Raw genomic sequence first — 23,451 nt, 5'->3', positions numbered from 1 at the left:
CGCGTTGGTCTTCCGGTTCCGGCCGGACGGTCTATTTCAATTCTTTCAAGGTTGCAGAAATTTCCCGGGGGGAAGTACGTGGTAGAGCAGTACGAAATCAGGCGGTTCACACCGGCGTCCAAGGAGGATCCGGCGTACCCGGAGTCCGTCGCGTGGATGCGGGCTGTCGCATTCGGCTTCCACGACGCCCGCCGCAGCGACGAACGGGTGGACCGGGGCCTCGAGATGCAGCGCGCTGACGGGCGCGCAATGACCGGCGCCTACCAGACCGGGCCCGTCGCCGACCATTCCCTCGGCGCCGACATTCCGGTGGCGACCTTCGGCACGATGAACAAGACCCTGAATATCGGCTTCGGGCGGCTCCTGGACACCCGGCTCGTCACCGCCGTCACCGTGCGGACCTCGCACCGCCGCCGGGGACTGTTGCGCCGCATGATGGCCGAGGACCTGGGGATGGCGCGGGAGGAGGGCCTGGCGATGGCGGCCCTGACCGCCTCCGAAGCCTCCATTTACGGCCGCTTCGGCTACGGCGTCGCGACGTCGGAACAGTCGATCAAGGTCGACACGAGTGCCCGTTTCCTCGTGAACCACACCCCGGTCGGCAGTGTGGAGGTGGCCGATCCCAAGGTCCTGCTTGAGCTGGCCCCGGTGATTTTCGACCGCCTGCACCGCCTGACGCCGGGCTCCATCGGCCGGCACGAGTTCTACCGGCAGTTCGTCTCCGGTTCCATCAGCCGGGACGACGGCGAGGACCCCAAGGTCAAGGTCGCGCTGCACTACGGCCCCGACGGCGACGTCGACGGCTATGTGTCCTACAAGTTCGGCGGCTGGTCCAGCACTCCGTACACGATGGAAATCGTTGACCTGGTGGCGGCCACCCGGGCCGCCTACCTGGAACTGTGGCAGTACCTCGGGGCCATCGACCTCGTTGAACGCGTCACGTGGGACGAGGCGCCGGTTGACGACCCATTGAAGTGGGCCCTCAGCGATCCGCGCTGCGTCGACGCTTCGGAACCCCGGGACATGCTCTGGCTGCGGATCCTGGACGTGCAGAAGGCCCTCGCGGCACGCCACTATCCGGCCGACGGCCGGCTGGTGCTCAAAGTGGCTGATCCGCTCGGCCTGACCGGCGGGACGTTCGCGCTGGAGGTGGACGGGGGCGCCGCCGTCGTCACGGAAACGGAAAACGACGCCGCGGACCTTGAACTGGACGTGGCTGCCCTGTCCTCGTTCTATCTCGGGGGCGCGCACCCCGTGACCCTGGCCGACTCGGGGCGGATCCGCGAGCACACGCCGGGCGCAGCGTTCCTCGCTGCCCGGATGTTCGCCGTCGAACGCGCGCCGCACTGCCTCACCCACTTCTAAGCTGTCGTCACGGACCGCTGACATCTGCAAAAGGAATACTCGTGGGGGATTTGCCTCGCCCAGCCCTGCGCGGGCGCCGCTCTGTCCTGATCGGACTCGGCGCACTCGCCGCCGGCGTCCTGGTTGATGCCGTCGTACCGTTCCGTGCCCAGGGGGGCCAGGAATTTGCCGCCGGCGCGGAACGCCGTTCAGGAGAGTGGATTAGACCCCGCACCGGCGGGCACGCCTGCGTCGACGCCGCCCGCCGGTGCGGGGGAAGGCACGCCGCCGGCCGCCGCGCCTGCCCCAGAGTCGGCGAGTCCCACCGGGCCGGTGCCGCCCGCCGCCGTCGAACCCGGGCCCGCCGCCGTCGGAACGGCACCGCCGCCGGTCCCGGCGCGGCTGGCTCCGACCGAGGCGGAGGTGGTGGCGGAATTCTCCGGCCGCCGTCCCACCGACTGGGGACTTGCCCTGGCCGGGGTTATCACGTCAACCGCCGCGGCCCAGCTGGCCCTGACGTTCGATGCCTGCGGCGGCCCCGGCGGCGCCGGCTGCGACCACCGGCTGCTGGACACGCTGCGGCGCCTGGGCGTCCCGGCCACCCTCTTCGTCAACCAGCGCTGGATTGAGGCGAACCCGGGTGTGGCGCGCGAACTGGCCGCCGACCCGCTGTTCGAACTCGCCAACCACGGCTCCAGTCACTGCCCCCTCTCCGTCACCGGGAAACGCGCTTACGGCATCCCCGGCACGTCCGACGTCGGTCAGGTCTACCGCGAAATCATGGACAACCAGGCGGTGCTCCGGAGCCTGACCGGCCGGCCACCGCGGTTCTTCCGGCCGGGAACCGCCTATTATGACGACGTCGCCGTCGCGATCACGCGGCGCACCGGCCTGCTGCCGGTGAACTTCAGCGTCAACGCCGACGCCGGCGCCACGCTGCCGGCCCCTGCCGTCGCCGCGGCGCTGGCCAAGGCGTCCGCAGGTGACATTGTGATTGCCCACTTCAACAGGCCAGGAAGCGGCACCGCGGCCGGGTTTGAGCAGGCGCTTCCCCGGATGCTGGCGCATGGAACGGCGTTTGCGCAGCTCGGCCGGGTGTTGCCGGCGGGTGCCGTCGCGCTTTGACCGGCGTTGGCGTATCCGACTAGACTAAACGGGCGTGTACTACGTGCGCGCATTCAATCCACAAAATCAGGATGACCCGGCGGATCGCCTTTGATGTGCCGTGTTCTCCACCCGTGTCGCCGACGCGGGCGGGACGGTTTGCCTGACCGACTAACTATCCACAACGGAGCCCCTACTACATGACCATCACCTCCACCGAGAAGCCCGGTACCCCCGTAGTCGCGATTAACGACATCGGTACCGCTGAGGACTTCCTCGCAGCAGTCGACGCCACCATCAAGTACTTCAACGACGGGGACCTCGTCGAAGGTACCGTCGTCAAGGTCGACCGCGACGAAGTTCTGCTCGACATCGGTTACAAGACCGAAGGTGTCATTCCCTCCCGCGAGCTTTCCATCAAGCACGATGTTGATCCCGGAGACGTCGTCTCCGTTGGCGATCTCGTCGAAGCCCTGGTGCTCACCAAGGAAGACAAAGAAGGCCGTCTGATCCTCTCCAAGAAGCGTGCTCAGTACGAGCGTGCCTGGGGCGACATCGAGAAGGTCAAGGAAGAAGACGGCGTCGTCACCGGTACCGTCATCGAGGTTGTCAAGGGTGGTCTTATCCTCGACATCGGCCTGCGCGGCTTCCTGCCCGCATCGCTCGTCGAGATGCGCCGTGTGCGCGACCTTGCTCCGTACATCGGTCAGCAGATCGAAGCCAAGATCATCGAGCTGGACAAGAACCGCAACAACGTTGTGCTGTCCCGCCGTGCCTGGCTCGAGCAGACCCAGTCCGAGGTCCGCTCCACGTTCCTCAACAAGCTGGAAAAGGGCCAGGTCCGTCCGGGCGTCGTTTCCTCCATCGTCAACTTCGGTGCCTTCGTGGACCTGGGCGGCGTAGACGGCCTGGTTCACGTTTCCGAGCTGTCCTGGAAGCACATCGACCACCCGTCCGAGGTTGTCGAAGTTGGCCAGGAAGTCACCGTCGAGGTTCTCGAAGTCGACCTGGACCGCGAGCGTGTTTCCCTGTCGCTCAAGGCTACGCAGGAAGACCCGTGGCAGACCTTCGCCCGCACCCACGCCCTCGGCCAGGTTGTTCCGGGTAAGGTCACCAAGCTGGTTCCGTTCGGCGCGTTCGTTCGCGTTGAAGACGGCATCGAAGGCCTGGTCCACATCTCCGAGCTCGCCGTGCGCCACGTTGAGCTGGCCGAGCAGGTTGTCTCCGTTGGCGACGAGCTGTTCGTCAAGGTCATCGACATCGACCTCGAGCGCCGCCGTATCTCGCTGTCCCTCAAGCAGGCCAACGAGGGTGTCGACGCTGACTCCACCGAATTCGATCCGGCTCTCTACGGCATGGCCGCAGAGTACGACGAAGAGGGCAACTACAAGTACCCGGAGGGCTTCGACCCGGAGTCCAACGAGTGGCTTGAAGGCTACGAGACGCAGCGCGCCGCCTGGGAGCAGCAGTACGCTGACGCCCAGACCCGCTGGGAAGCCCACAAGAAGCAGGTTGCCCAGCACGCTGCCGACGACGCTGCCGCTGCAACGTCCGGCGAGAGCGACTCCGGCACCACCAGCTACTCCTCCGAGCCGGCTGCCGCCGAGACCGGTGCAGGCACGCTTGCTTCGGACGAGGCCCTAGCCGCTCTGCGCGAGAAGCTGACCGGCAACTAATTGCCACTGGCCCGGGTTGCTCCGGGCCAGCCAAAGCGGGTCCCTGCCACGTGCAGGGGCCCGCTTTTGGGTTAAGGGGCATGTCTCCGGGCGTGGGGACATGCCCAGTCCTCTCGGCCAGAAGCGGGGTGCCCGGTGGAGAAGGGATGGCGGCGCGAGGGTTCAGGGTGCGGACAGGATCCGGTCGGTGGCTGCGTCGGGGACTCCGCCGAAGTATTCATCCAGGATCTGTTTGAACACGGGCTCGTCGGGTGCGGCCCGGAGGAACAAGGTCGACGACGAGTGCACTTTTCGGGCGTCGATCGCGCCGAAGATCTGCTCGGCGCTGCGATCCTCGAGGGCGAGGACTGCCCGGAAGCACTCCAACAGGCGGGCACCCAGCAGCGGATGGCGCAGATAGGCCCGTGCCTCATCCAATGATGAAAGGGCATACCTCTGCGAGGTCGGGCTCATTCCGAGGCCGGCGATCTGCGGGAAGATGAACCACATCCAGTGGCTTCGCTTGCTCCCGCCGCGAAGCTCCGAGAGGGCGCGCTGGTAGGTCCCGGCAGAGTCCTGGGCGTCCACGAAACGAGATAGCTCGAAAGGGTCATCCACGTCTGTTCTCCTCGTCTGGCCGATCACACGGGTCCCGCCGCTGCCCGGCCGCATGCCGGGAGTGCGGCCTCCCCTTCATCCAAGCACTCAGCTGGCCCCGGCAACAGCTACCCGCCGCCCTGGTCCCAGCGTGTTGGCCCAGGCTCGACCGGTTGCGCCGGGCATGTCCATCCCTGGGCCCGAACGTTGGACAGAGTGCCATCATGCTCGTTCCCCGCGCCGGAAGATGGGCATGCCCGTTGTGTGGGGCTGGCGTTGGAGATGCCCGGCGGGGTGAAACGGCCTCGGCCGGCCATGTCCATCCCTGGGCCCGAACGTTGGACAGAGTGCCATCATGCTCGTTCCCCGCGCCGCGAGATGGGCATGCCCATTGGATCGGGTTGGCGACGGGCATGTCCATCCTTGGCCGCCGCAGGACCTACCCCAGTGTGAATCGTGCCTTAACCCGCTGGCCGTCGACGGCGAGAGCGGCGCCGGCGGCCCGGAGCAGGGCCTGCGCGGCAGCGTTGCCGGGGGTCGTCTCCGCCTCCAGCAGGTCCGCACCGGCCGCCGCGGCCTCGGCCTTGACCAGCCGGAGCGCCTCACCGCCGATGCCGCGGCCGCGGAAGCTCCTACCGAGCCAGAGGCCGGTCTCCAGTGCCCCGCCGTCGCGTGCGAAGGTCCCCGACCCGGCCCCGGTGACCCGGGCCAGCCGGATGGAACCGGCCAGTTCGCCGTCGGCGGTGACCGCCCAGGATTTCTGCCGCGCCGGGCCGTCGAGGCCCGCCGCCGCGGCGTGGTGATAGTCGCGGAACCAGCTGATCCGTTCGGTGTTCCAGCCCGCTGCTGTCCCCAGCGGCGGGGTGACCTCGTCGGCGTCGGCGTCGTGCAGGGCCACCGCCAGCAGCCGCTCCAGTATCTGGTCCGTCACATCCACCAGCGCCACCACGGGCACCTGCTCAACTGATGGCGACATCGATCCACTCCGTTTCCCCGGGCAGCAGCGCAGCGCTCCCGGCCGTAAGTGCCCCGAGGCGGTCGGCTGCCAGCGCCAGACCAGCAGGATCGTCCGGCAGGGCCAGCCGGAGAACCGTCGTCTGCGCATCATAGCTGGCGCCCGCCATCACGTAGCCCGCCGCGCGCAAGTCGTTTTCGAGCCGGCCCGCGGAGGCGTGCGGCACCCGCACGTCGCAGATCCGCAGCCGTTGCCGGCGCACGAGCGGCGCCAGCGCCAGTGCGGAGGAAACGGATTCGGAATAGGCGCGGACCAGGCCTCCGGCGCCCAGCAGGATCCCGCCGAAATAGCGGACCACGACGGCGGTCACGTCGCTGAGGTCCGTCACGCCGCGGGCGGTTTCGCGCTTGACCAGTGCCTCCAGCATGGGGAGGCCGGCCGTGCCGGAGGGTTCGCCGTCGTCGCTGGAGCGCTGTACCTCGCGGTCGGGGCCGAGCACGAACGCCGAGCAGTGGTGGCGGGCGTCGTGGAACTCGCGGCGCAGCGAGGCGACCAGGGTACGCGCGCTCTCTTCGTCGCCGGTGCGCTGGAGCACCGTAATGAAGCGGGAGCGTTTGATCTCCAGCTCATGCCGGAACCCGGCGCCGACCGCCAGTGTTGTGTAGACGGTGGCCCTGCTTTCCGGGGAAAGCGCGTCGTCTGGCACCGCTTCAGTTTAGTCTGGTGGAGTGCTGAAGATCGGGTTGACTGGCGGCATCGCCTCAGGGAAGTCAGTGGCTGCCTCGCGGCTGCGCGAGCTCGGGGCGGTCCTGGTCGACGCGGACGCGCTGGCCCGGGAAGTGGTGGAGCCGGGCACACCCGGGCTGGCTCGGGTGGTGGAGGCCTTCAGCGCCTCCGTCCTGGGCCCCGACGGCAGGCTTGACCGGCCCCGCCTGGGCGCCCTTGTCTTCGGCAACCCGGAGCGCCTCGCCGTGCTGAACGGCATCATCCACCCGCTCGTCAGGGAACGCGCCGCCGCCCTCGCCGCTGCCGTCCCGAAAGGCGCCGTCCTGGTCCAGGACATCCCGCTCCTGGTCGAGACCGGCCAGGGTGCCAACTTCCACCTCGTGGTGGTGGTCGACGCCCCCGACGATATTCGGGTGCGTCGGATGGTGGAGCGCCGGAAGATGACGGTCGAGGAGGCCCGCTCCCGGATGACGGCCCAGGCCACGCGGGAGGACCGGCTGGCGGCCGCCGACGTCGTCCTGGACAACTCCGGCACCAAGGACGAATTAAGGGACTCGGTGGACCGGCTGTGGTGGCACCGCCTGCAACCGTTCGCGGAGAACCTCGCCAAGGGCCAGATGGCCGCGCGCACCGGCGGACCCGTGCTCAGTCCCGCCGACCCCGACTGGCCGGCCCAGGCCGCCCGGGTGATCGGCCGCCTGCAGGCGGTGGCACCGCAGGACATCCTCGCCGTGGACCACATCGGGTCCACGGCCGTTCCGGGCCTGGACGCCAAGGACGTGCTTGACCTCCAGCTCACCGTCCCGGACCTGGCGACGGCGGACCGCCTCGAACCCCTGCTGGCGGCGGCCGGCTTCCCGCGCTGGCCGGGCATCGGCGCGGACAACCCGAAACCCGCCCACCCCGACCCGGCCGACTGGGACAAGCGCGTCCATGGCAGTGCGGACCCCGGCCGGCCCGTGAACCTGCACGTCCGGGCCGCCGGGTCTCCCGGCTGGCGCTACGCCCTGTGCTTCCGCGACTGGCTGCGTGACGACCCGGCCGCCCGCGCCGATTACCTCGCGGAGAAGCGGCGCGCGGCACGGCGGCACGGCGTTGACAAGTCCACCGCGGGCTACGCGGCCGATAAAGAGGACTGGTTCACGGACTACGCCGCTCCGCGGATGGAAGAGTGGGCCCGGCGCACGGGCTGGCTGCCGCCGTCGTATGCCGCCGCCGGACCATCCGGTACAGCCCAAAGCTGAATCCGGGGAACGCTGTCACAGGGCGGCGGTAGATTAGTTACATGAGCCTTGCCCAGGAAATCAACCGTGTTGTGGCGCCCTTCGAGGTCATTAGCGAGTTCCAGCCCGCGGGGGACCAGCCCGCCGCGATCGCCGAACTGACCGAGCGCATCAAGAACGGCGAGAAGGACGTGGTGCTGCTCGGCGCCACCGGTACCGGCAAGAGCGCGACGACGGCGTGGCTGATCGAACAAGTCCAGCGCCCCACCCTCGTGATGGTGCAGAACAAGACGCTCGCCGCCCAGCTCGCCAACGAATTCCGTGAGCTGCTGCCCAACAACGCGGTGGAATACTTCGTCTCGTACTACGACTACTACCAGCCCGAGGCCTACGTCGCCCAGACGGACACCTTCATCGAGAAGGACTCCTCCATCAACGAGGAAGTCGAGCGGCTCCGGCACTCCGCCACCAACGCGCTGCTGACCCGCCGCGACGTGATCGTGGTGGCAACGGTCTCCTGCATCTACGGTCTGGGCACCCCGGAGGAATACATCGCCGGCATGGTGACCCTCCGCAAGGGCGCCGAAATGAACCGCGACGACCTGCTCCGGAAATTCGTGTCCATGCAGTACACCCGGAACGACATGGACTTCCACCGCGGCACGTTCCGGGTCCGCGGCGACACCGTGGAAATCATCCCGATGTACGAGGAGCTTGCGATCCGGATCGAGTTCTTCGGCGACGAGATCGAGAACATCTACACCCTGCACCCGCTGACCGGCGAGGTGCTCCGGGACGAGACCGAAATGTACGTCTTCCCCGCCTCGCACTACGTGGCGGGTCCGGAACGCATGTCCCGCGCGATCAAGCGGATCGAGGACGAGCTCGCCGACCGGCTCAAGGTCCTGGAGAGCCAGAACAAGCTCGTCGAGGCCCAGCGGCTCCGGATGCGCACCACCTACGACCTGGAAATGATGCAGCAGATGGGATTCTGCAACGGCATCGAGAACTACTCCTCGCACATTGACGGCCGCGCCCGGGGGACCGCGCCGCACTGCCTCATCGACTACTTCCCGGACGATTTCCTCCTGGTGATCGATGAATCCCACGTCACCGTGCCGCAGATCGGCGCCATGTACGAGGGCGACATGTCCCGCAAGCGGAACCTCGTGGACCACGGCTTCCGGCTGCCCTCGGCGATGGACAACCGACCGCTCAAGTGGGACGAGTTCCAGGAACGTGTCGGCCAGACCGTCTACCTGTCCGCGACCCCGGGGAAGTTTGAGCTCGGCAAGGCGGACGGCTTCGTGCAGCAGATCATCCGGCCCACCGGTCTGATCGATCCCGAGGTCATCGTGAAGCCCACGAAGGGCCAGATCGATGACCTGCTGGGCGAAATCCGGACCCGGACCGCGAAGAACGAGCGAGTCCTCGTCACCACGCTGACCAAGCGGATGGCGGAGGACCTCACCGACTACCTGCTCGGCCACGGCGTGAAGGTCGAATACCTGCACTCCGACGTCGACACGCTGCGTCGCGTTGAGCTGCTGCGCGAACTGCGGATGGGCGTCTTCGACGTACTGGTCGGCATCAACCTGCTCCGCGAAGGCCTCGACCTCCCGGAGGTGTCCCTCGTGAGCATCCTGGACGCGGACAAGGAAGGCTTCCTGCGCTCCTCGACATCCCTGATCCAGACCATCGGCCGCGCCGCCCGCAACGTGTCCGGCCAGGTGCACATGTACGCGGACAAGATCACCGACTCCATGGCCCACGCCATCGACGAAACGAACCGGCGCCGCGCCATCCAGGTGTCCTACAACACCGAGAAGGGGATCGATCCCCAGCCGCTGCGGAAGAAGATCGCCGACATCACCGACCAGCTGGCCAAGGAAGATGCGGACACCCGGGAGCTGCTGGCCAGCGCCGGCAAGACGCGCGGCAAGGGCAAGGGCAGCTCCAAGGTCCGGGCCGACGGGCTCGCGGCGGCCCCGGCGGAAGACCTCGTTGGCCTGATCGAACAGTTGACCGAGCAGATGCACGCCGCGGCCGGGGAGTTGCAATTCGAGCTGGCGGCCAGGCTCCGCGACGAGGTCGGCGAGCTCAAGAAAGAACTGCGCCAGATGCAGTCGGCCGGGCACGCCTAGGGTAAAGTAGGTCGAACGTAGGGGAGTATCCCAAGCGCTACGATCGTCAACACGCAGGGCGCAGACGCCATGCCGGGCGTAGCGGGCAGCAAGGCGGCACCCGAGGGCAATGGCCCGGGTGCGCGGCTCAGCCGGAGAGACTTACACCGCTTAGCTGCACCCTGCGAAAGGTATCTACGTGCCTGAACTTCCCGTCTGGTTCGAGATCGGCTCCTTCGTCGTTCTCGGCATCATCCTCGCCATCGACCTCCTCCTGGTGCTGAAGCGGCCGCATGAGCCCTCCATGAAGGAAGCAGGCCTGTGGGTCTCCTTCTACATCGCCCTGGCGCTCGTGTTCGCCGGCTCCATGTTCCTCTTTACCGGCCCGGAATACGGCGGGCAGTTCATCGCCGGCTGGGTGACGGAATACAGCCTCAGCATCGACAATCTCTTCGTCTTCATCATCATCATGGCCCGCTTCTCGGTACCCCGTAAGTACCAGCAGGAAGTGCTGATGGTGGGCATCATCATCGCCCTGGTCCTGCGCGGCATCTTCATCCTGCTCGGCGCAATCGTGATCGAGCAGTTCAGCTGGGTCTTCTACATCTTCGGCGCGTTCCTGCTCTGGACCGCGTGGAAGCAGGCCCAGGACGAGGGCGAGGACGAGGAAGACAGGGAAAACCCGCTGATCGCCCGGATCCGCCGGATCCTGCCGATGTCGGAGAAGTTCGACGGCGGCAAGCTCCGCACCGAGGTCGACGGCAAGAAGGTCTTCACCCCCATGCTGATCGTCTTCGTGACCATCGGCATGACCGACCTGCTCTTCGCGGTGGACTCGATTCCCGCGATCTTCGGCCTCACCCAGAGCGCGTTCATCGTCTTCACCGCCAACATCTTCGCCCTGATGGGCCTGCGCCAGCTCTACTTCCTGCTCGGCGGCCTGATGAACCGGCTGATCTACCTCAAGCACGCGCTTTCCGTCATCCTCGCCTTCATCGGCTTAAAGCTGGTGCTGCACGCCATGCACGTCAACGAACTGCCCTTCATCAACGGCGGCAAGCATATCGAATGGGCTCCTGAGATCCCCACCTACGTATCGCTCGCGGTGATCATCGGCACCATCATCATTGCCGTCGTCGCCAGCCTGGTCAGCTCGAAGGCCTCCAAGGCCAAGCTGGACGCCCGGCTCGAAGAGGACTCCCGCAAAAGCCTCAACGACGCCGAGTAGCCCCGGCGCAGCCCGTCGCACGCCGGGCTGCCGGTCACGGGCTAAGCTCGGATCGTGAAAATCTTTGACGCCGCCACCACCGCCGGACCGGCGCTGGACCCGCAACGTGTGCAGCGCCGTACCGTTGTTGTGCTCAGTGCCGCCCAGCTCCTCAGCGGCGTGGGCAGCGGCGCCAGCCTGTCCGTCGGCTCACTGCTGGCCGTCCAGCTCGCCGGATCCAATGCCTGGGCGGGCTCGGTCACCACCACCATGACGCTGGCGGCGGCACTGACGGCCCTTCCACTCGCCGGGCTGGCAGGCCGGCGGGGGCGCCGTGCCGCCCTCGTGACCGGGTTGCTCTCCGCGATGACCGGCGCCCTGCTGGTCATCCTGGCCACCGTCATCACAGCCTTCCCGGTGCTGCTGCTGGGCGCCGCCCTGCTGGGCCTCGGCACGGCGGCCAATCTGCAGGCACGCTTCGCCGCCGTCGACCTGGCCGACCCGGAGCACCGTGGACGCTCGCTCGCGATCGTGGTCTGGGCGGTGACGGTCGGTGCCGTGGCCGGGCCCAACCTGATCCAGCCCGGCGCACTCGTGGGACAGGCACTCGGCCTGCCGCCGATCTCCGGGCCCTTCGTATTTTCGACGGCGGGACTGGCCCTGGCCGCCCTGGTGCTGTTGATCGGACTCCGCCCTGATCCGCTGCTGCTGGCCGCCCGGCTGCGCGGCGCCGCCGAGGAGCCGGCCAAAGGGACCACCGGCAGCCGGGGGAGGCACGCGTTGCGCAACGGGCTCCGGGCCGTCCGGGCCGCACCGCGCGCCGGGCTTGCGCTGCTCGCTGTCGTCGCCGCGCACGGCTGCATGGCCGCCGTGATGTCCATGACGCCGCTGCACCTGCAGTTGCTCACGGAAGGACCGCTTGCGGGGCACCCCGCCGAACACGCCCATGCCGCCAGCACCGACGTTTTTGTCCTGATCGGTTTCACCATTTCGCTGCACATCGCCGGCATGTATGCGCTCTCACCCGTGATGGGCTGGCTCACCGACCGGGTCGGCCGGCTGCCGGTGATCCTGCTGGGCCACGGGCTGATCCTGCTGGCCGTCTGCGTCGCGGGCTTCGGCCAGGCCCAGCCGGTGCTGGTCACGACCGGGCTGGTCCTGCTGGGGCTCGGCTGGTCCGCGGCCACCATCGCCGGATCCACGCTGCTTGCGGAGAGCGTCGCGGCCGGGGACCGGGTGCTCGTTCAGGGCGTGTCCGACACCCTGATGGGCGTTGCGGGCGCCGTGGGGTCGGGCTTCGCCGGCCTCGTGATGAGCGGCGTCGGCTACCAGGGGCTCAACCTTGTGGCGGCGGCCGTGGCCGCGGCGGTGCTTGGCGCCGTCATACCGGCGGCCGCCCGCTCCCGCCGCGGCCCGGAGCCGGCCGCCGGCTGAGGCCCCAAACCCGCGAGCCCCATACCCGCGGGCCCCACACCCGCGAGCCCCGTCCCCTGGAGTGTCAGCCCCCGGGGCGTCAGCCCGTGGCGGCGCGGGCCATGCCGAGCAGCCGGCCGAAGATGGCCTCGCCGTCGTCCGCGATGCCGTCGTGGTGGAACTCAGCCGATTCCCACACCTGCAGGCCGCGGACGGCGGCAGCAGTCTCCAGCGAGAGGTCGCGGTCCACGTAGATGTCGTCGCTGTACACGGCCGCCGCCACCGGAACGGTGTTGAGCGCGAGCCGCTCGGGGTCGTAGAGCGGCTTCCAGTCGTCCTTCTCGGCCAGCAGTTGGGCCACCGTGCGGAGGGGGCGGAGCGCCGGGTCCTGGTCGAAGTACCACGGGTAGACCATCTCGCCGGTCAGCAAGGGGGCGGGGACGTCCGGCCGGAATTCCGGGTAGGCCTGGAGCACCCGCAGCGCTGCCCAGTCCGTGGCCTCGCCCTGGCCGTAGATGGACTCGTGCATGAGGGCGTAGAGCGGGTTTGAGGCGCGCGAGACGAGGCCGCGGACCTGCTCCAGGAAGGCATCGGACAGGCGTTCGCCGTCGGGCGTGCTGACGAACGCGTCCTCGAGAAGGTGGTGCAGCCCGTCCACCCGCGTGTTGCCGCCGAGGTACGCACCCACCATCTGGAACCGTTCCACGGTGAGCCTGCTGCCGTCGGGCAGGAGTTCTTCCGCGTCGCGGAGGTGCCGGGCGATGCGGTTGACCTGCTCCCGGTCGTGCGGGTACCAGCCGAAGTATTCGGCGTTGCGCGCCGCGACACGCCGGAAGGTCGCCTGGTAGACGCGGTCCGCCGGGCCGGCCAGGGGCGGGAGGCCGCCGGTGATCAGGGCCTCGCGCAGGCCCTCCGGGGCGAACGACAGGTAGCTAAGCGCGCAGAAGCCGCCATAGCTTTGGCCGTAGATGGTCCAGGGGGCGGCGCCGAGGGCCGTACGGATCGCTTCAGCGTCGGCCACGATCGAGTCGGCGCGGAAGTGTTCCAGGTACCGGGCCTGGTCCTGGTCGCTGCCGCGCAAGGGCAGGGTGTTTCGGTCGATGGGGGAGGAGAGCCCGGTGCCGCGCTGGTCCAGCATCAGGATCCGGAAGTCCTTCGCCGCGGCCTTGCTCCAGCCGCCCAGCGTAGGGAAACGGTTGCCGCGTCCGCCGGGGCCGCCCTGCAGGTACAGCAGCCACGGCAGCTCGGCGGCTGCCTCCGCGCTGTGGTCGGCCGAGACGTACTCGCGGGCGAAAACCGTGATCGTCTCACCGCCGGCTGCGAAGTGGTCTAGCGGCACCTCGAAGTAGTGCTCCGCGGTGCGCATCCCGCGGTAGTCATGCCGGGCCTTGACGATGTGCGGGACCCGGGCTGTCTCAGTCGCCGTGGTCTCAGCCACGGGCGTCCGCCGTCCGGGCGCTGCCGAACGCCTCCAGGGCGTCGCCGGTCAGGCGGAAGGTCGACCATTCAGCCATCGGGGCTGCCCCAAGGTTCCGGTAGAACGCGATCGAGGGCTCGTTCCAGTCCAGCACGCTCCACTCCACCCGGGCGTAGCCGAGCTCGACCGCGGTCGCGGCCAGGTGCTGCAGCAGCGCCTTCCCGTGCCCGGCGCCGCGGGCCTCCGGCATCACGTACAGGTCCTCCAGATAGATCCCGTGCACACCTTCCCAGGTGGAGTAGTTCAGGAACCACAACGCGAAGCCCTGCACGGCACCGGCCTCGTTCTCGGCCATGGTCGCGTACACCCGCGGGTTCTCGCCAAACAGCACTTCCGCGAGCATCTCCGGCGTGTTCCGGACGGCATCCGGTTCCTTCTCGTAGATGGCCAGGTCGTGGATCATCTGCAGGATGGCGGGAACGTCATGGGCGGTGGCCGGGCGGATTACAGTCATGACCCGAGTTTACTAGCGGCTACAACCGGTTCACGTCGGTCACGCGGACGACGGCGGTGCCGGTCTCGTCCGAGGCGGCCAGGTCCACCTCGGCGGAGATGCCCCAGTCGTGGTTGCCGGCCGGGTCATCAAAGATCTGCCGCACCTTCCACGTGCCGGCCTCCTCGGTGATGATCAGCAGCCCGGGGCCGCGTGCGTCCGGGCCGGTGCCGATGTCCCCGTGCTCCTCGAAGTAGTCGTCCAGCGCGTCTTCCCAGCGCTCCGCATCCCAGCCGGAGCCGCCGTCGAGCTCGCCCAGGGCGGTGGCGGCCTCGTCGGCGAACAGCTCCACCCGGCGGAACATTTCGTTGCGGACCATCACCCGGAATGCCCGGATGTTCGAGGTCAGCGACGGCGGCGGAGGCGGCGGGGCGTCGTGCGGGGTCGGGGCGGCGCCGGAGGTGAGTTCCTCCCATTCGTCCAGGAGGCTGGAGTCCACCTGGCGGACCAGCTCGCCGAGCCAGGCGATGAGGTCCTCGAGGTCCTCGCGCAGCGCATCCTGCGGCACGGTCTGCCGGAGCGCCTTGAAGCCGTCGGCCAGGTAGCGCAAGACGATGCCCTCGGACCGGGCCAGGCCGTAGAACTGCACGAACTCGCCGAAGTTCATGGCCCGCTCGTACATGTCCCGGATCACGGACTTCGGCGCGAGCTCGAAGTCACCGATCCACGGGGCGGCCTTGCGGTACACCTCGAACGCCTCGCCGAGGATCTCCGCGAGCGGCTGCGGGTAGCTGACCTCCTCGAGCAGGGCCATCCGCTGGTCGTACTCGATCCCGTCCGCCTTCATCGCGGCGATCGCCTCCCCGCGCGCCTTTTTCTGCTGGGCGGAAAGGATCTGCCGCGGCTTCTCCAGCGTCGATTCGATCACGGAGACGACGTCCAGGGCGTACGACGGCGACTCCGGGTCCAGCAGCTCAAGCGCCGCGAGGGCGAAGGGGGAGAGCGGCTGGTTCAGCGCGAAGTTCGCCTGCAGGTGGACCGTGAGGCGGACACTGCGTCCGTCCGGGCCCTGCTCCTCCGGCGGGATGCGCTCGACGACGCCTGCGGCCAGGAGCTCGCGGTAAATACCGAGGGCCTTCTTCATCAGTTTCAGCTGCGCGGCGCGGGGCTCATGGTTTTCGGTCAGCAGCCGGCGCGCGGCCTTGAACGGGTCCCCGGGCCGCTCCATGAGGTTCATGAGCATCGCGTGGGTGACGGTGAAGCTGGAGCCCAGCGGGTCCGGCACGGACTCCACCAGCCGCTTGTAGGTGGGCTCGCCCCAGGATACGAAGCCCTCCGGCGGCTTCTTTTTGACCACCTGGCGGAGCTTCTTCTGGTCGTCGCCGAACTTTGCCGTGGCCTTGGCCATCGCCTTGACGTTCTCGATCACATGCTCGGGTGCCTGGACCACCACGGTCCCGGCGGTGTCGTAGCCGGCGCGGCCAGCCCGGCCAGCGATCTGGTGGAACTCGCGGGAGTTCAGCAACCGGGTGCGGACGCCGTCGTACTTGCTGAGCGCCGTCAGGAGCACGGTGCGGATGGGGACGTTGATGCCGACCCCGAGGGTGTCGGTGCCGCAGATGACCTTGAGCAGGCCCGCCTGGGCCAGTTGCTCGACAAGCCGGCGGTACTTGGGCAGCATCCCGGCGTGGTGCACGCCGATGCCGTGCCGGACCAGCCGGTTGAGGGTCTTGCCGAAGCCCGCGGCGAAGCGGAACCCCGCGATCAGCTCGGCGATCTTGTCCTTCTCCTCGCGGGTGCAGACGTTGATACTCATGAGGTTCTGCGCGCGGTCGATCGCCTCAAGCTGGCTGAAGTGCACGACGTAGACGGGCACCTGTTTCGTGGAGAGCAGCTCCTCGAGCGTCTCGTGTACCGGGGTCTGCTGGTAGTAGAAGTGCAGCGGGATGGGCCGCTCGGCGGAACTGACGGTCGTCGTCGGGCGCCCGGTCAGCTCGCTGATGCCCTCTTCGAAACGACTGACGTCGCCGAGGGTGGCGGACATCAGCAGGAACTGGGCCTGCGGCAGCTCCAGCAGCGGCACCTGCCACGCCCAGCCGCGCTGCGGGTCGGAATAGAAGTGGAACTCGTCCATGATTACCGTGCCCAGCTCCGCGGCCGCGCCCTCGCGCAGGGCGACGTTCGCCAGGATCTCGGCGGTGCAGCAGATGATCGGCGCGTCCTGGTTGACGCCGGAATCGCCGGTGATCATGCCGACATTCTCGGCTCCGAAGATCTCGCAGAGGGCGAAGAACTTCTCCGAGACGAGGGCCTTGATCGGGGCGGTGTAGTAGCTGCGCGCGCCGCGGGCCATGGCCTGGAAGTGGGCGGCGATCGCGACCAGGGACTTCCCGGAGCCTGTGGGGGTCGCCAGGATGACGTTCGCGCCCGCGGCGAGCTCCATCACGGCCTCGTCCTGGGCCGTGTAGAGGGCCAGGCCGCGGCTCTCCGTCCATTCGACAAACCGGGTGTAGAGCTCATCCGGATCCAGGCCGGTCCTGCCGGGGACTCGGGCGGCCGGGGCGGGGAGCTGATCAACGAGTTTCATTGCCTCCCAGCTTAGTGGCCCGCGGTCCGGACGGCGGCGGGCGGCAGTCCGGCAGGGGGCCGGCAGTCGACGAACACGATTACTTGATACTTCAACTGTAAGGGAGTATGTTGGTTGTAGCTTCAAGTAAACATTCACAATCCGGCAGAACAGACTCTGATGAAAAATTTCCTGGCCCGCATCTTTGGAAAGAAGACCGCAATGACTGACATCACCATCATCGGCAACGGCAACATGGCCCGCGGCATCGCCGCAACCGCTCTCGCCGCCGGCCGCACCGTCGAGATCCTCGGCCAGGACGCCGCCAAGGCACAGGCCCTGGCCGCCGAACTCGGCGCCGGGGTCACCTTCAGCACCACGGCCGACGCGCCGAAGGGCGGCATCGTTGTCCTGGCCGTGCCCTTCGCCGCCGCCACGTCCGTGGTCAGCAACTACGGCGATGCCCTCGCCGGAAAGATCCTCGTGGACATCACCAACCCGGTGAATTTCGAGACCTTCGATTCCCTGGTCGTCGGCCCGGACACGTCCGCCGCCGAGGAGATCGCCAAGCTGGCCCCCGCCGGCGCCAAGGTGGTCAAGGCCTTCAACACGACCTTTGCAGGGACCCTGGCCGCGGGCCAGTCCGGTGGCCAGCCGCTGGATGTCTTCATTGCGGGGGACGACGCCGACGCCAACGGCGCGGTCAGCGACTTCGTCGGCGCGGCCGGCCTTCGCCCGCTCGTCGTCGGCCCGCTCAAGCGGGCGAGGGAGCTCGAGGGCTTCCAGTTCGTCCTGATGACCCTCCAGGCGAACCCGGAGTTCTCGGACTTCAACTGGGACACCGGACTGAAGGTCACCAACTAAATGGAGGCCACCTTCGCGGATCCCGTGGTGGCGACCGCCGGGTCGGCCGACCCGGCGTCGCCGCTGGTGGTGCTGCTGCACGGCCGGGGCTCAAACGAGCGCGAGATTCTTGGCCTTGCCGACCGGCTTCCCGCCGGACCTGCCTACGCCGCGGTGCGGGCGCCGATTGCCGAAGGCGGCGGCTATGCCTGGTTCGCCAACCGGGGCATCGGCCGTCCCGTCGCCGAATCGCTGCGCAGCACCATGTCCTGGTTCCGGACCTGGCTCGACGCGGTGGCGCCCGAGGGCAGGCCGGTCGTGCTGGTCGGTTTCAGCGGGGGCGCCGCGTTTGCCGGCGGCCTGCTGCTGGCGGACCCGGCACGCTTTGCCGGCACGGCAATCCTGTACGGCACCTTGCCGTTCGACGCCGGTGTGCCCGCCACCCCGGGGCGGCTGGCCGGCGCCCCGGTCTTCGTTGCCCACGGCGAGCAGGACCGGGTCATCCCGGCGGAGCTGCTGGCGCGCACCTGGCAGTATCTGCTGACCGAATCCGGAGCCGCGGCGCATTCCCGCCGCGATCCCGGCGGCCACGGCATCACCGGACAGGCGCTGGCCGAGCTCGGCGCCTGGATCGGCGGGCTGGCCACGGCGTAGGCTCCCGCCCGCGGCGCGGGCTGAGCTGCCTGTGAGGACCGGCCGGCTCCGCGGGTTAGGCTTCGCCTGTCAGTCCACGGGTGAAGCGGAGGAAATGCGTGAAGTGGGATCCAGCCAGGTACGTGCAATTCGGCGACTACCGGGACAGGCCCTTCTTCGACCTGACCGCACGCATCCACGCGGACGCGCCGCGGCACGTCGTGGACCTCGGCTGCGGGCCCGGCAACCTCACCGCCACCCTGGCCGCGCGCTGGCCCGGGGCGGCGGTGGAGGGGCTGGATTCCTCCGCCGAGATGCTCGCGAAGTCCGGCACCTTCGCTGGCGCCGCCGGAAACCTCGCCTTCGGCCTGGCGGATATCACCGACTGGATGCCGAGGCCGGACGCCGACGTCGTGGTCACTAACGCAGCTCTGCAGTGGGTGCCCGGCCACCGCGAACTGCTGCCCCGCTGGCTGGCAGCACTGCGGCCGGGCGCCTGGTTCGCCCTCCAGGTGCCGGGCAACTTCACTGCGCCATCCCACACGCTGATGCGCGCCCTGGCCGGCTCGGACGCATGGTCCGGCCGCCTCGCCGGCGTGCTTCGCCACGAGGACGTGGTGGCGGAACCCGCGGAATATCTTGGGCTGATGCTCGATGCGGGCTGCGACGCTGACGCCTGGGAAACCACTTACCTGCAGCTCCTGCCCGGAACCGATCCGGTGCTTGACTGGGTGCGGGGAACGGGCCTCCGCCCGATACTGGCAGCACTCACGGACGAGGAGGCCCGCCGGTTCGAAGCGGAGTACGCGCGGCTGCTGCGCGAGGCCTATCCGCCTGGCCCCCACGGAACGGTCTTCCCGTTCCGGCGGATCTTCGCCGTTGCCCGGAAGCGCGGCTGAAGGGACAGTCCGCCGGGCCGGCCCCAGGACGCTAGGTGCGAGGAATTACCCCGGATCCCGCCGCTTTGACGGATGTGACACGCCGTGTGACAACAAACGGAGTGGGTGGGGCATACAATGACAAAGCGGTCTGGGGGCGGCCGTCATCTGTTCCGGATCCGGGCCCTGTTCTGATGATGGAGGTTCGGTGCTCTTTAACCTGATTGGACGGCTGCTCGCCGCCCACAGGATGACCGTCCTGGCCATCATCTTCCTGCAACTCCTGCAGACCACAGCCAGTCTGGTGCTCCCCACCCTGAACGCTGCCATCATCGACGACGGCATTGTCGCCGGAAACACTCCGGTGATCCTGCGGCTGGGCGGCTGGATGGCGGTTGTCGCCGCGCTCCAGGTCGGCGCCGCCATCGCCGCCGGCTATCTCGGCGCCGTCGTCGCCATGCGCGTGGCGCGGGAACTGCGCGAGGAACTGTTCGCCAAGGTCCAAACCCTCTCCTCGCAGGAGATCGGCGAGTTCGGGGCGCCCAGCCTCGTCACCCGTGCCACCAACGACGTCACCCAGATCCAAAACCTCACGGTCCTCGCTTTTACTATGCTGGTCGCGGCGCCCGCCAGCTTCATCGGCGGGATTGCCCTTGCGGTGCACCAGGACCTTGCCCTGTCCGGGATTGTGGTGGCGGTCATCCCGGTCCTCGCGGTCATCATGTTCCTGATCGTCCGCCGCCTGATTCCGCTCTACCGGCAGGGCCAGAAACTCATTGACCGGATCAGCCGCGTGCTCCGGGAGCAGATCATCGGAGCCAACGTCATCCGCGGCTTCGTCCGTCAGGATCACGAGATCCGCCGCTTCGACGCCGCCAACCGGGACCTCACCAGGAACAACCTGGACTCCGCGCTGCTGGTCGCCGGCATGAATCCGATGATCATGGTGGTGGTGAACCTGTCCTCCGTCGCGGTGGTCTGGTTCGGCGGCCACCGGATCCAGTCCGGAGAGATGCGGCTCGGTGCGCTGACCGCGTTCATCGCCTACATTCTGCAGATCCTGATCGCCATCATGATGGCGATGTACGTGTTCACCACGGCACCGCGCGCGGCGGCCTGCGCCGAGCGGATCCAGGCGGTCCTCGACACCGAGCCCGCCATCGACGGGCCGGCCGTGGAGCCGCCGGCGGCGTTACCCGAAGGGACGGCACCGGACGGGAGGGTACCGGAAGGGACTGTGGAGTTCCGCGACGTGGCCTTCGCTTATCCCGGGGCCGAAGCGCCGGTGCTGGCCGGGGTCTCGTTCACCGCCGTACCAGGGACGACGACGGCGATCGTCGGCGCCACAGGCAGCGGCAAGACCACGCTGCTGAACCTGCTGCCGCGCTTCCTCGATCCGTCGGCAGGCACCATCAGCATCGGCGGCCGCGACACCCGTTCCCTGCCGCTGGCGTCGCTGCGACGCCTGATCGCCATGGTGCCGCAGCACTCCTACCTCTTCTCGGGCACCCTCGCCGAGAACCTGCGGATGGGCGCACCGGACGCGAGCGACGCGGAACTGTGGCGGGCACTGGAGACCGCCCAGGCCGCGGACTTTGTCCGGGACCTCGACGGCGGCCTGGACGCCCCGGTCCGCCAGGGCGGCACCAATTTCTCCGGCGGCCAGCGCCAGCGCATGTGCATCGCCCGGGCGCTGCTCCGGGCCGCCCCGGTCTACGTTTTCGACGACAGCTTCTCCGCCCTCGACTACGGCACCGACGAGCGACTCCGCGCGGCGCTGGCCCCACTTCTGCGTTCGGCGACGGTGCTGGTCGTGGCCGAACGCGTCGCCACGATTGGGGACGCGGGGCTGATCCTGGTGTTGGAGGACGGCCGGCTGGTCGCGCAGGGCACCCACGAGGAGCTGATGGCGACGTCGCCGACCTACCAGGAAATCGCCGCCTCCCAGCTGGTCCTGGAGGAAACAGCGTGAGCGCCGCCTTCCCGGCTGCCTCCGGGACCGCCGCCAAATGGCGGGCCGCCGGGAGGCTGCTGGGGCTCCTGCGCCCGGTGCGCCTCCGGATGGCCGGCGTCATCGCCGCGACCTGCGGCTTCGCCGCCCTGAACGTGGCCGCGCCCAAATACCTTGGCGACGCCACCGACGTCGTGGTGCAAAGTGTCGTGCGCGGCGCCTTCGATGAGTCGAAGCTGGGCCGCCTGCTGCTCGCTGTGGCGCTGATGTACCTCGGCGCCTCGCTGTTCAGCTGGATCCAGGGCGCCCTGACGGCCACGGCCGTGCAGCGGCTCAGTTACGGGCTCCGTGCCTCCGTGGAGCAGAAACTGCACCTGCTGCCCTCCAGCCATTTCGACGACCAGCACCGCGGCGACGTGCTCAGCCGCGCCACCAACGACGTCGACAACGTCTCGCAGGCGCTTAACCAGCTGCTCAACCAGCTCATCATGTCGGTCCTGATGCTCTCCGGCGCCCTGGCCATGATGTTCTGGCTGTCGTCGCTGCTGGCGTTGGTGGCCCTCGCCTCGGTCCCGGTCTCCACCGTGATTACCGTGCTCGTGGCGCGGAAGTCGCAGGCACACTTCACCGCGCAGTGGAGCAGCACCGGCGATCTGCACTCGCACCTGGAAGAGTTCTTCACCGGGCACGAGGTAGTCAAGGCGTTCGGCCGCCAGCAGGCGGCCGCGGACATCTTCCGGGCGAGCAACGACCGTCTCTTCCGGGCGGCCTCCGGCGCCCAGTACCTGTCCGGCGTCGTGCAGCCGCTGATGATCTTCGTCTCCAACCTTAACTACATCGCGGTCGCGGTACTCGGCGCGCTGCAGGTCGCCACCGGCAGCATGACGATCGGCGGCGTCCAGGCGTTCATCCAGTTCAGCCGGCTCTTCAGCCAGCCGATGGGCCAGATCGGCGGCATGCTGACCCTGATGCAGTCCTGCGCGGCCTCCGCCGAGCGGGTCTTCGCGCTGCTGGACGCACCGGAAATCCCCGGGGACGCCCCTGCCGCGGGCGCCGCCGGCGCGGACGCCCCTGCCGAGGGCGCCGCCGGCGCGGCCAGGGCCGCGGCCGCACGCTCCGGCGGCAGAAAATCCGCGGGGCCCACGGGCCGGGTCACCTTCGAGGGCGCGACCTTCGGCTACAGCCCCGGCGCGCCAGTGGTGGAGGATCTGTCCTTCACCGTGGAGCCGGGCCAGACGGTGGCAATCGTGGGCCACACCGGGGCCGGCAAGACCACCGTGGTCAACCTCCTGATGCGCTTCTACGAACTCGACGCCGGCAAGATCACCGTGGACGGCCAGGACATCGCGGAACTGCCGCGCGACGGGCTGCGGGCAGCCATCGGCACCGTGATGCAGGATGCCTGGCTGTTTACCGGGAGCATCCGGGAGAACATCGAATACGGCCGTCCCGGCGCCAGCGACGCCGACATCACCGCCGCAGCCCAGGCAAGCCACGTGGACCAGTTCGTGCGTGCCCTCCCGGCCGGCTACGCCACCATGCTGGGCAACGACGGCGACTCGCTCAGCCGCGGCCAGCGACAGCTCATCTCAATCGCCCGGGCGCAACTGGCCGGCCGCAGCATCCTGATCCTCGACGAGGCCACCAGCTCGGTGGACAGCAGGACGGAGGTCCAGATCCGGCAGGCCATGTCCAGGCTGCGGCAGGGCAGGACCAGCTTCGTGATCGCCCACCGCTTGTCCACCGTCCGCGACGCTGATCTAATTCTCGTCATGGACCACGGACGGATTGTTGAACAAGGGAACCACCAGGAACTGATGGCGGGGGAGGGCCTCTACACGGGCCTCTACCGTGCCCAGTTCGCCGGCCGGGAAGAATTCGACGGCGTCCTGGAGCCCGAACTGTGACCCCGCCGGAGTCCGGCCTGGCACGCTTTCCCGGCGGCTGGAAACCCAACACCGGCAGCTCGGTGCCGCTGTTCGAACAGCTCCGGCTGAACATCATCGAGCGGGCCGACGACGGCACCCTCGCGCCGGGCACCCGGCTACCCGCCGTCCGCAGCCTGGCGGCCGATCTCGGTGTCGCGCCGCACACCGTGGCGCGCGCCTACAAGGAACTCGAAGCCGCCGGCGTCGTCGCCACCCGTGGCAGGAACGGCACCGTCGTGTGTGCCCGCGACGAGGCCTGGGGCTCACTGAGCGCGGCGGCCGCGGAATTCGCGGCGGCCGCTAAAGCCCAGGGCGCCAGCTTCGCCGAAGCCGTCCAACTCCTGGCGGCCGCATACGACCGCCATTAGCTCAACCGCCAATAGCACAACAGCAGT

General features: G+C 68.6%; 19 protein-coding genes. 13 read left to right on the top strand and 6 right to left on the bottom strand.

Translation table 11 applies throughout. The annotated features are described in order from the left end of the window. Window positions 1-78: 78 nt before the first annotated feature. From ACZ5Z0_RS01965 to rpsA, 3 genes are all read left to right on the top strand, one after another. A complete protein-coding gene (locus ACZ5Z0_RS01965; protein ID WP_464109654.1) occupies window positions 79-1,365 on the top strand; it encodes a GNAT family N-acetyltransferase in 1,287 nt (428 codons plus the stop codon). A 312-nt stretch (window positions 1,366-1,677) separates the two neighbouring features. Continuing rightward, window positions 1,678-2,469, top strand: a complete 792-nt coding sequence (locus tag ACZ5Z0_RS01960) for a polysaccharide deacetylase family protein (RefSeq protein WP_464109653.1) — start codon at window positions 1,678-1,680, stop codon at window positions 2,467-2,469. 179 nt (window positions 2,470-2,648) lie between these two features. Continuing rightward, window positions 2,649-4,124, top strand: a complete 1,476-nt coding sequence (gene rpsA, locus ACZ5Z0_RS01955; RefSeq protein WP_138769415.1) for a 30S ribosomal protein S1 — start codon at window positions 2,649-2,651, stop codon at window positions 4,122-4,124. A gap of 162 nt (window positions 4,125-4,286) precedes the next feature. Here rpsA and ACZ5Z0_RS01950 read toward each other — a convergent pair whose 3' ends face one another. From ACZ5Z0_RS01950 to ACZ5Z0_RS01940, 3 genes are all read right to left on the bottom strand, one after another. Beyond that, entirely contained in the window at window positions 4,287-4,721 is a 435-nt protein-coding gene (locus tag ACZ5Z0_RS01950) for a DUF1810 domain-containing protein (RefSeq protein ID WP_464109652.1), read from the bottom strand. Window positions 4,722-5,139: 418 nt separating this feature from the next. After that, the gene (locus ACZ5Z0_RS01945) at window positions 5,140-5,676 is read right to left on the bottom strand and encodes a GNAT family N-acetyltransferase (protein WP_464109651.1); all 537 of its coding nucleotides are present in this window, start codon (window positions 5,674-5,676) and stop codon (window positions 5,140-5,142) included. Further along, the gene (locus tag ACZ5Z0_RS01940; protein ID WP_464109650.1) at window positions 5,660-6,361 is read right to left on the bottom strand and encodes an IMPACT family protein; all 702 of its coding nucleotides are present in this window, start codon (window positions 6,359-6,361) and stop codon (window positions 5,660-5,662) included. Before ACZ5Z0_RS01940 ends, ACZ5Z0_RS01945 begins: the two co-directional genes overlap by 17 nt. 22 nt (window positions 6,362-6,383) lie before the next feature. Here ACZ5Z0_RS01940 and coaE point away from each other — a divergent pair, with 22 nt between their 5' ends. The 4 genes from coaE (at window position 6,384) to ACZ5Z0_RS01920 (ending at window position 12,368) form a co-directional block, all read left to right on the top strand. Further along, on the top strand, window positions 6,384-7,625 hold the full coding sequence (gene coaE / locus ACZ5Z0_RS01935) for a dephospho-CoA kinase (protein ID WP_464109649.1): 1,242 nt from the start codon (window positions 6,384-6,386) through the stop codon (window positions 7,623-7,625). A 41-nt stretch (window positions 7,626-7,666) separates the two neighbouring features. After that, the gene (gene uvrB / locus ACZ5Z0_RS01930) at window positions 7,667-9,748 is read left to right on the top strand and encodes an excinuclease ABC subunit UvrB (protein ID WP_464109648.1); all 2,082 of its coding nucleotides are present in this window, start codon (window positions 7,667-7,669) and stop codon (window positions 9,746-9,748) included. 178 nt (window positions 9,749-9,926) lie between these two features. Continuing rightward, window positions 9,927-10,955, top strand: coding sequence for a TerC family protein (locus tag ACZ5Z0_RS01925; RefSeq protein ID WP_464109647.1), 1,029 nt, complete (start codon window positions 9,927-9,929; stop codon window positions 10,953-10,955). Window positions 10,956-11,009: 54 nt separating this feature from the next. Next, complete coding sequence (locus ACZ5Z0_RS01920; RefSeq protein ID WP_464109646.1) at window positions 11,010-12,368, top strand: MFS transporter; 1,359 nt, start codon at window positions 11,010-11,012, stop codon at window positions 12,366-12,368. A 79-nt stretch (window positions 12,369-12,447) separates the two neighbouring features. Here the strand turns inward: ACZ5Z0_RS01920 and ACZ5Z0_RS01915 are convergent, their stop codons facing one another. The 3 genes from ACZ5Z0_RS01915 to ACZ5Z0_RS01905 all read right to left on the bottom strand — a co-directional run bounded on the left by ACZ5Z0_RS01915 (window position 12,448) and on the right by ACZ5Z0_RS01905 (window position 16,844). Continuing rightward, entirely contained in the window at window positions 12,448-13,713 is a 1,266-nt protein-coding gene (locus tag ACZ5Z0_RS01915; RefSeq protein ID WP_464110683.1) for an alpha/beta fold hydrolase, read from the bottom strand. Between the two features lie 64 nt (window positions 13,714-13,777). After that, window positions 13,778-14,278, bottom strand: a complete 501-nt coding sequence (locus ACZ5Z0_RS01910) for an N-acetyltransferase family protein (RefSeq protein WP_464109645.1) — start codon at window positions 14,276-14,278, stop codon at window positions 13,778-13,780. A gap of 19 nt (window positions 14,279-14,297) precedes the next feature. Then, complete coding sequence (locus tag ACZ5Z0_RS01905) at window positions 14,298-16,844, bottom strand: DEAD/DEAH box helicase (RefSeq protein ID WP_464109644.1); 2,547 nt, start codon at window positions 16,842-16,844, stop codon at window positions 14,298-14,300. A gap of 201 nt (window positions 16,845-17,045) precedes the next feature. On the opposite strand from ACZ5Z0_RS01905, the gene ACZ5Z0_RS01900 reads away from it, so the two are divergent. The 6 genes from ACZ5Z0_RS01900 to ACZ5Z0_RS01875 all read left to right on the top strand — a co-directional run bounded on the left by ACZ5Z0_RS01900 (window position 17,046) and on the right by ACZ5Z0_RS01875 (window position 23,424). Then, on the top strand, window positions 17,046-17,687 hold the full coding sequence (locus ACZ5Z0_RS01900) for an NADPH-dependent F420 reductase (RefSeq protein ID WP_464109643.1): 642 nt from the start codon (window positions 17,046-17,048) through the stop codon (window positions 17,685-17,687). Beyond that, window positions 17,688-18,320, top strand: a complete 633-nt coding sequence (locus ACZ5Z0_RS01895) for an alpha/beta hydrolase (RefSeq protein WP_464109642.1) — start codon at window positions 17,688-17,690, stop codon at window positions 18,318-18,320. Window positions 18,321-18,418: 98 nt separating this feature from the next. After that, complete coding sequence (locus ACZ5Z0_RS01890; protein WP_464109641.1) at window positions 18,419-19,198, top strand: trans-aconitate 2-methyltransferase; 780 nt, start codon at window positions 18,419-18,421, stop codon at window positions 19,196-19,198. A gap of 187 nt (window positions 19,199-19,385) precedes the next feature. Further along, the gene (locus ACZ5Z0_RS01885) at window positions 19,386-21,149 is read left to right on the top strand and encodes an ABC transporter ATP-binding protein (RefSeq protein WP_464109640.1); all 1,764 of its coding nucleotides are present in this window, start codon (window positions 19,386-19,388) and stop codon (window positions 21,147-21,149) included. Then, window positions 21,146-23,035, top strand: a complete 1,890-nt coding sequence (locus ACZ5Z0_RS01880) for an ABC transporter ATP-binding protein (RefSeq protein WP_464109639.1) — start codon at window positions 21,146-21,148, stop codon at window positions 23,033-23,035. Before ACZ5Z0_RS01885 ends, ACZ5Z0_RS01880 begins: the two co-directional genes overlap by 4 nt. Next, window positions 23,032-23,424, top strand: coding sequence for a GntR family transcriptional regulator (locus ACZ5Z0_RS01875; protein WP_464109638.1), 393 nt, complete (start codon window positions 23,032-23,034; stop codon window positions 23,422-23,424). Before ACZ5Z0_RS01880 ends, ACZ5Z0_RS01875 begins: the two co-directional genes overlap by 4 nt. Window positions 23,425-23,451: the final 27 nt, after the last annotated feature.

This window comes from Arthrobacter sp. T2-23, assembly GCF_055398325.1.
Note: the sequence above shows the minus strand (reverse complement) of the source record. Positions and strands in the feature narration are given on the sequence as shown.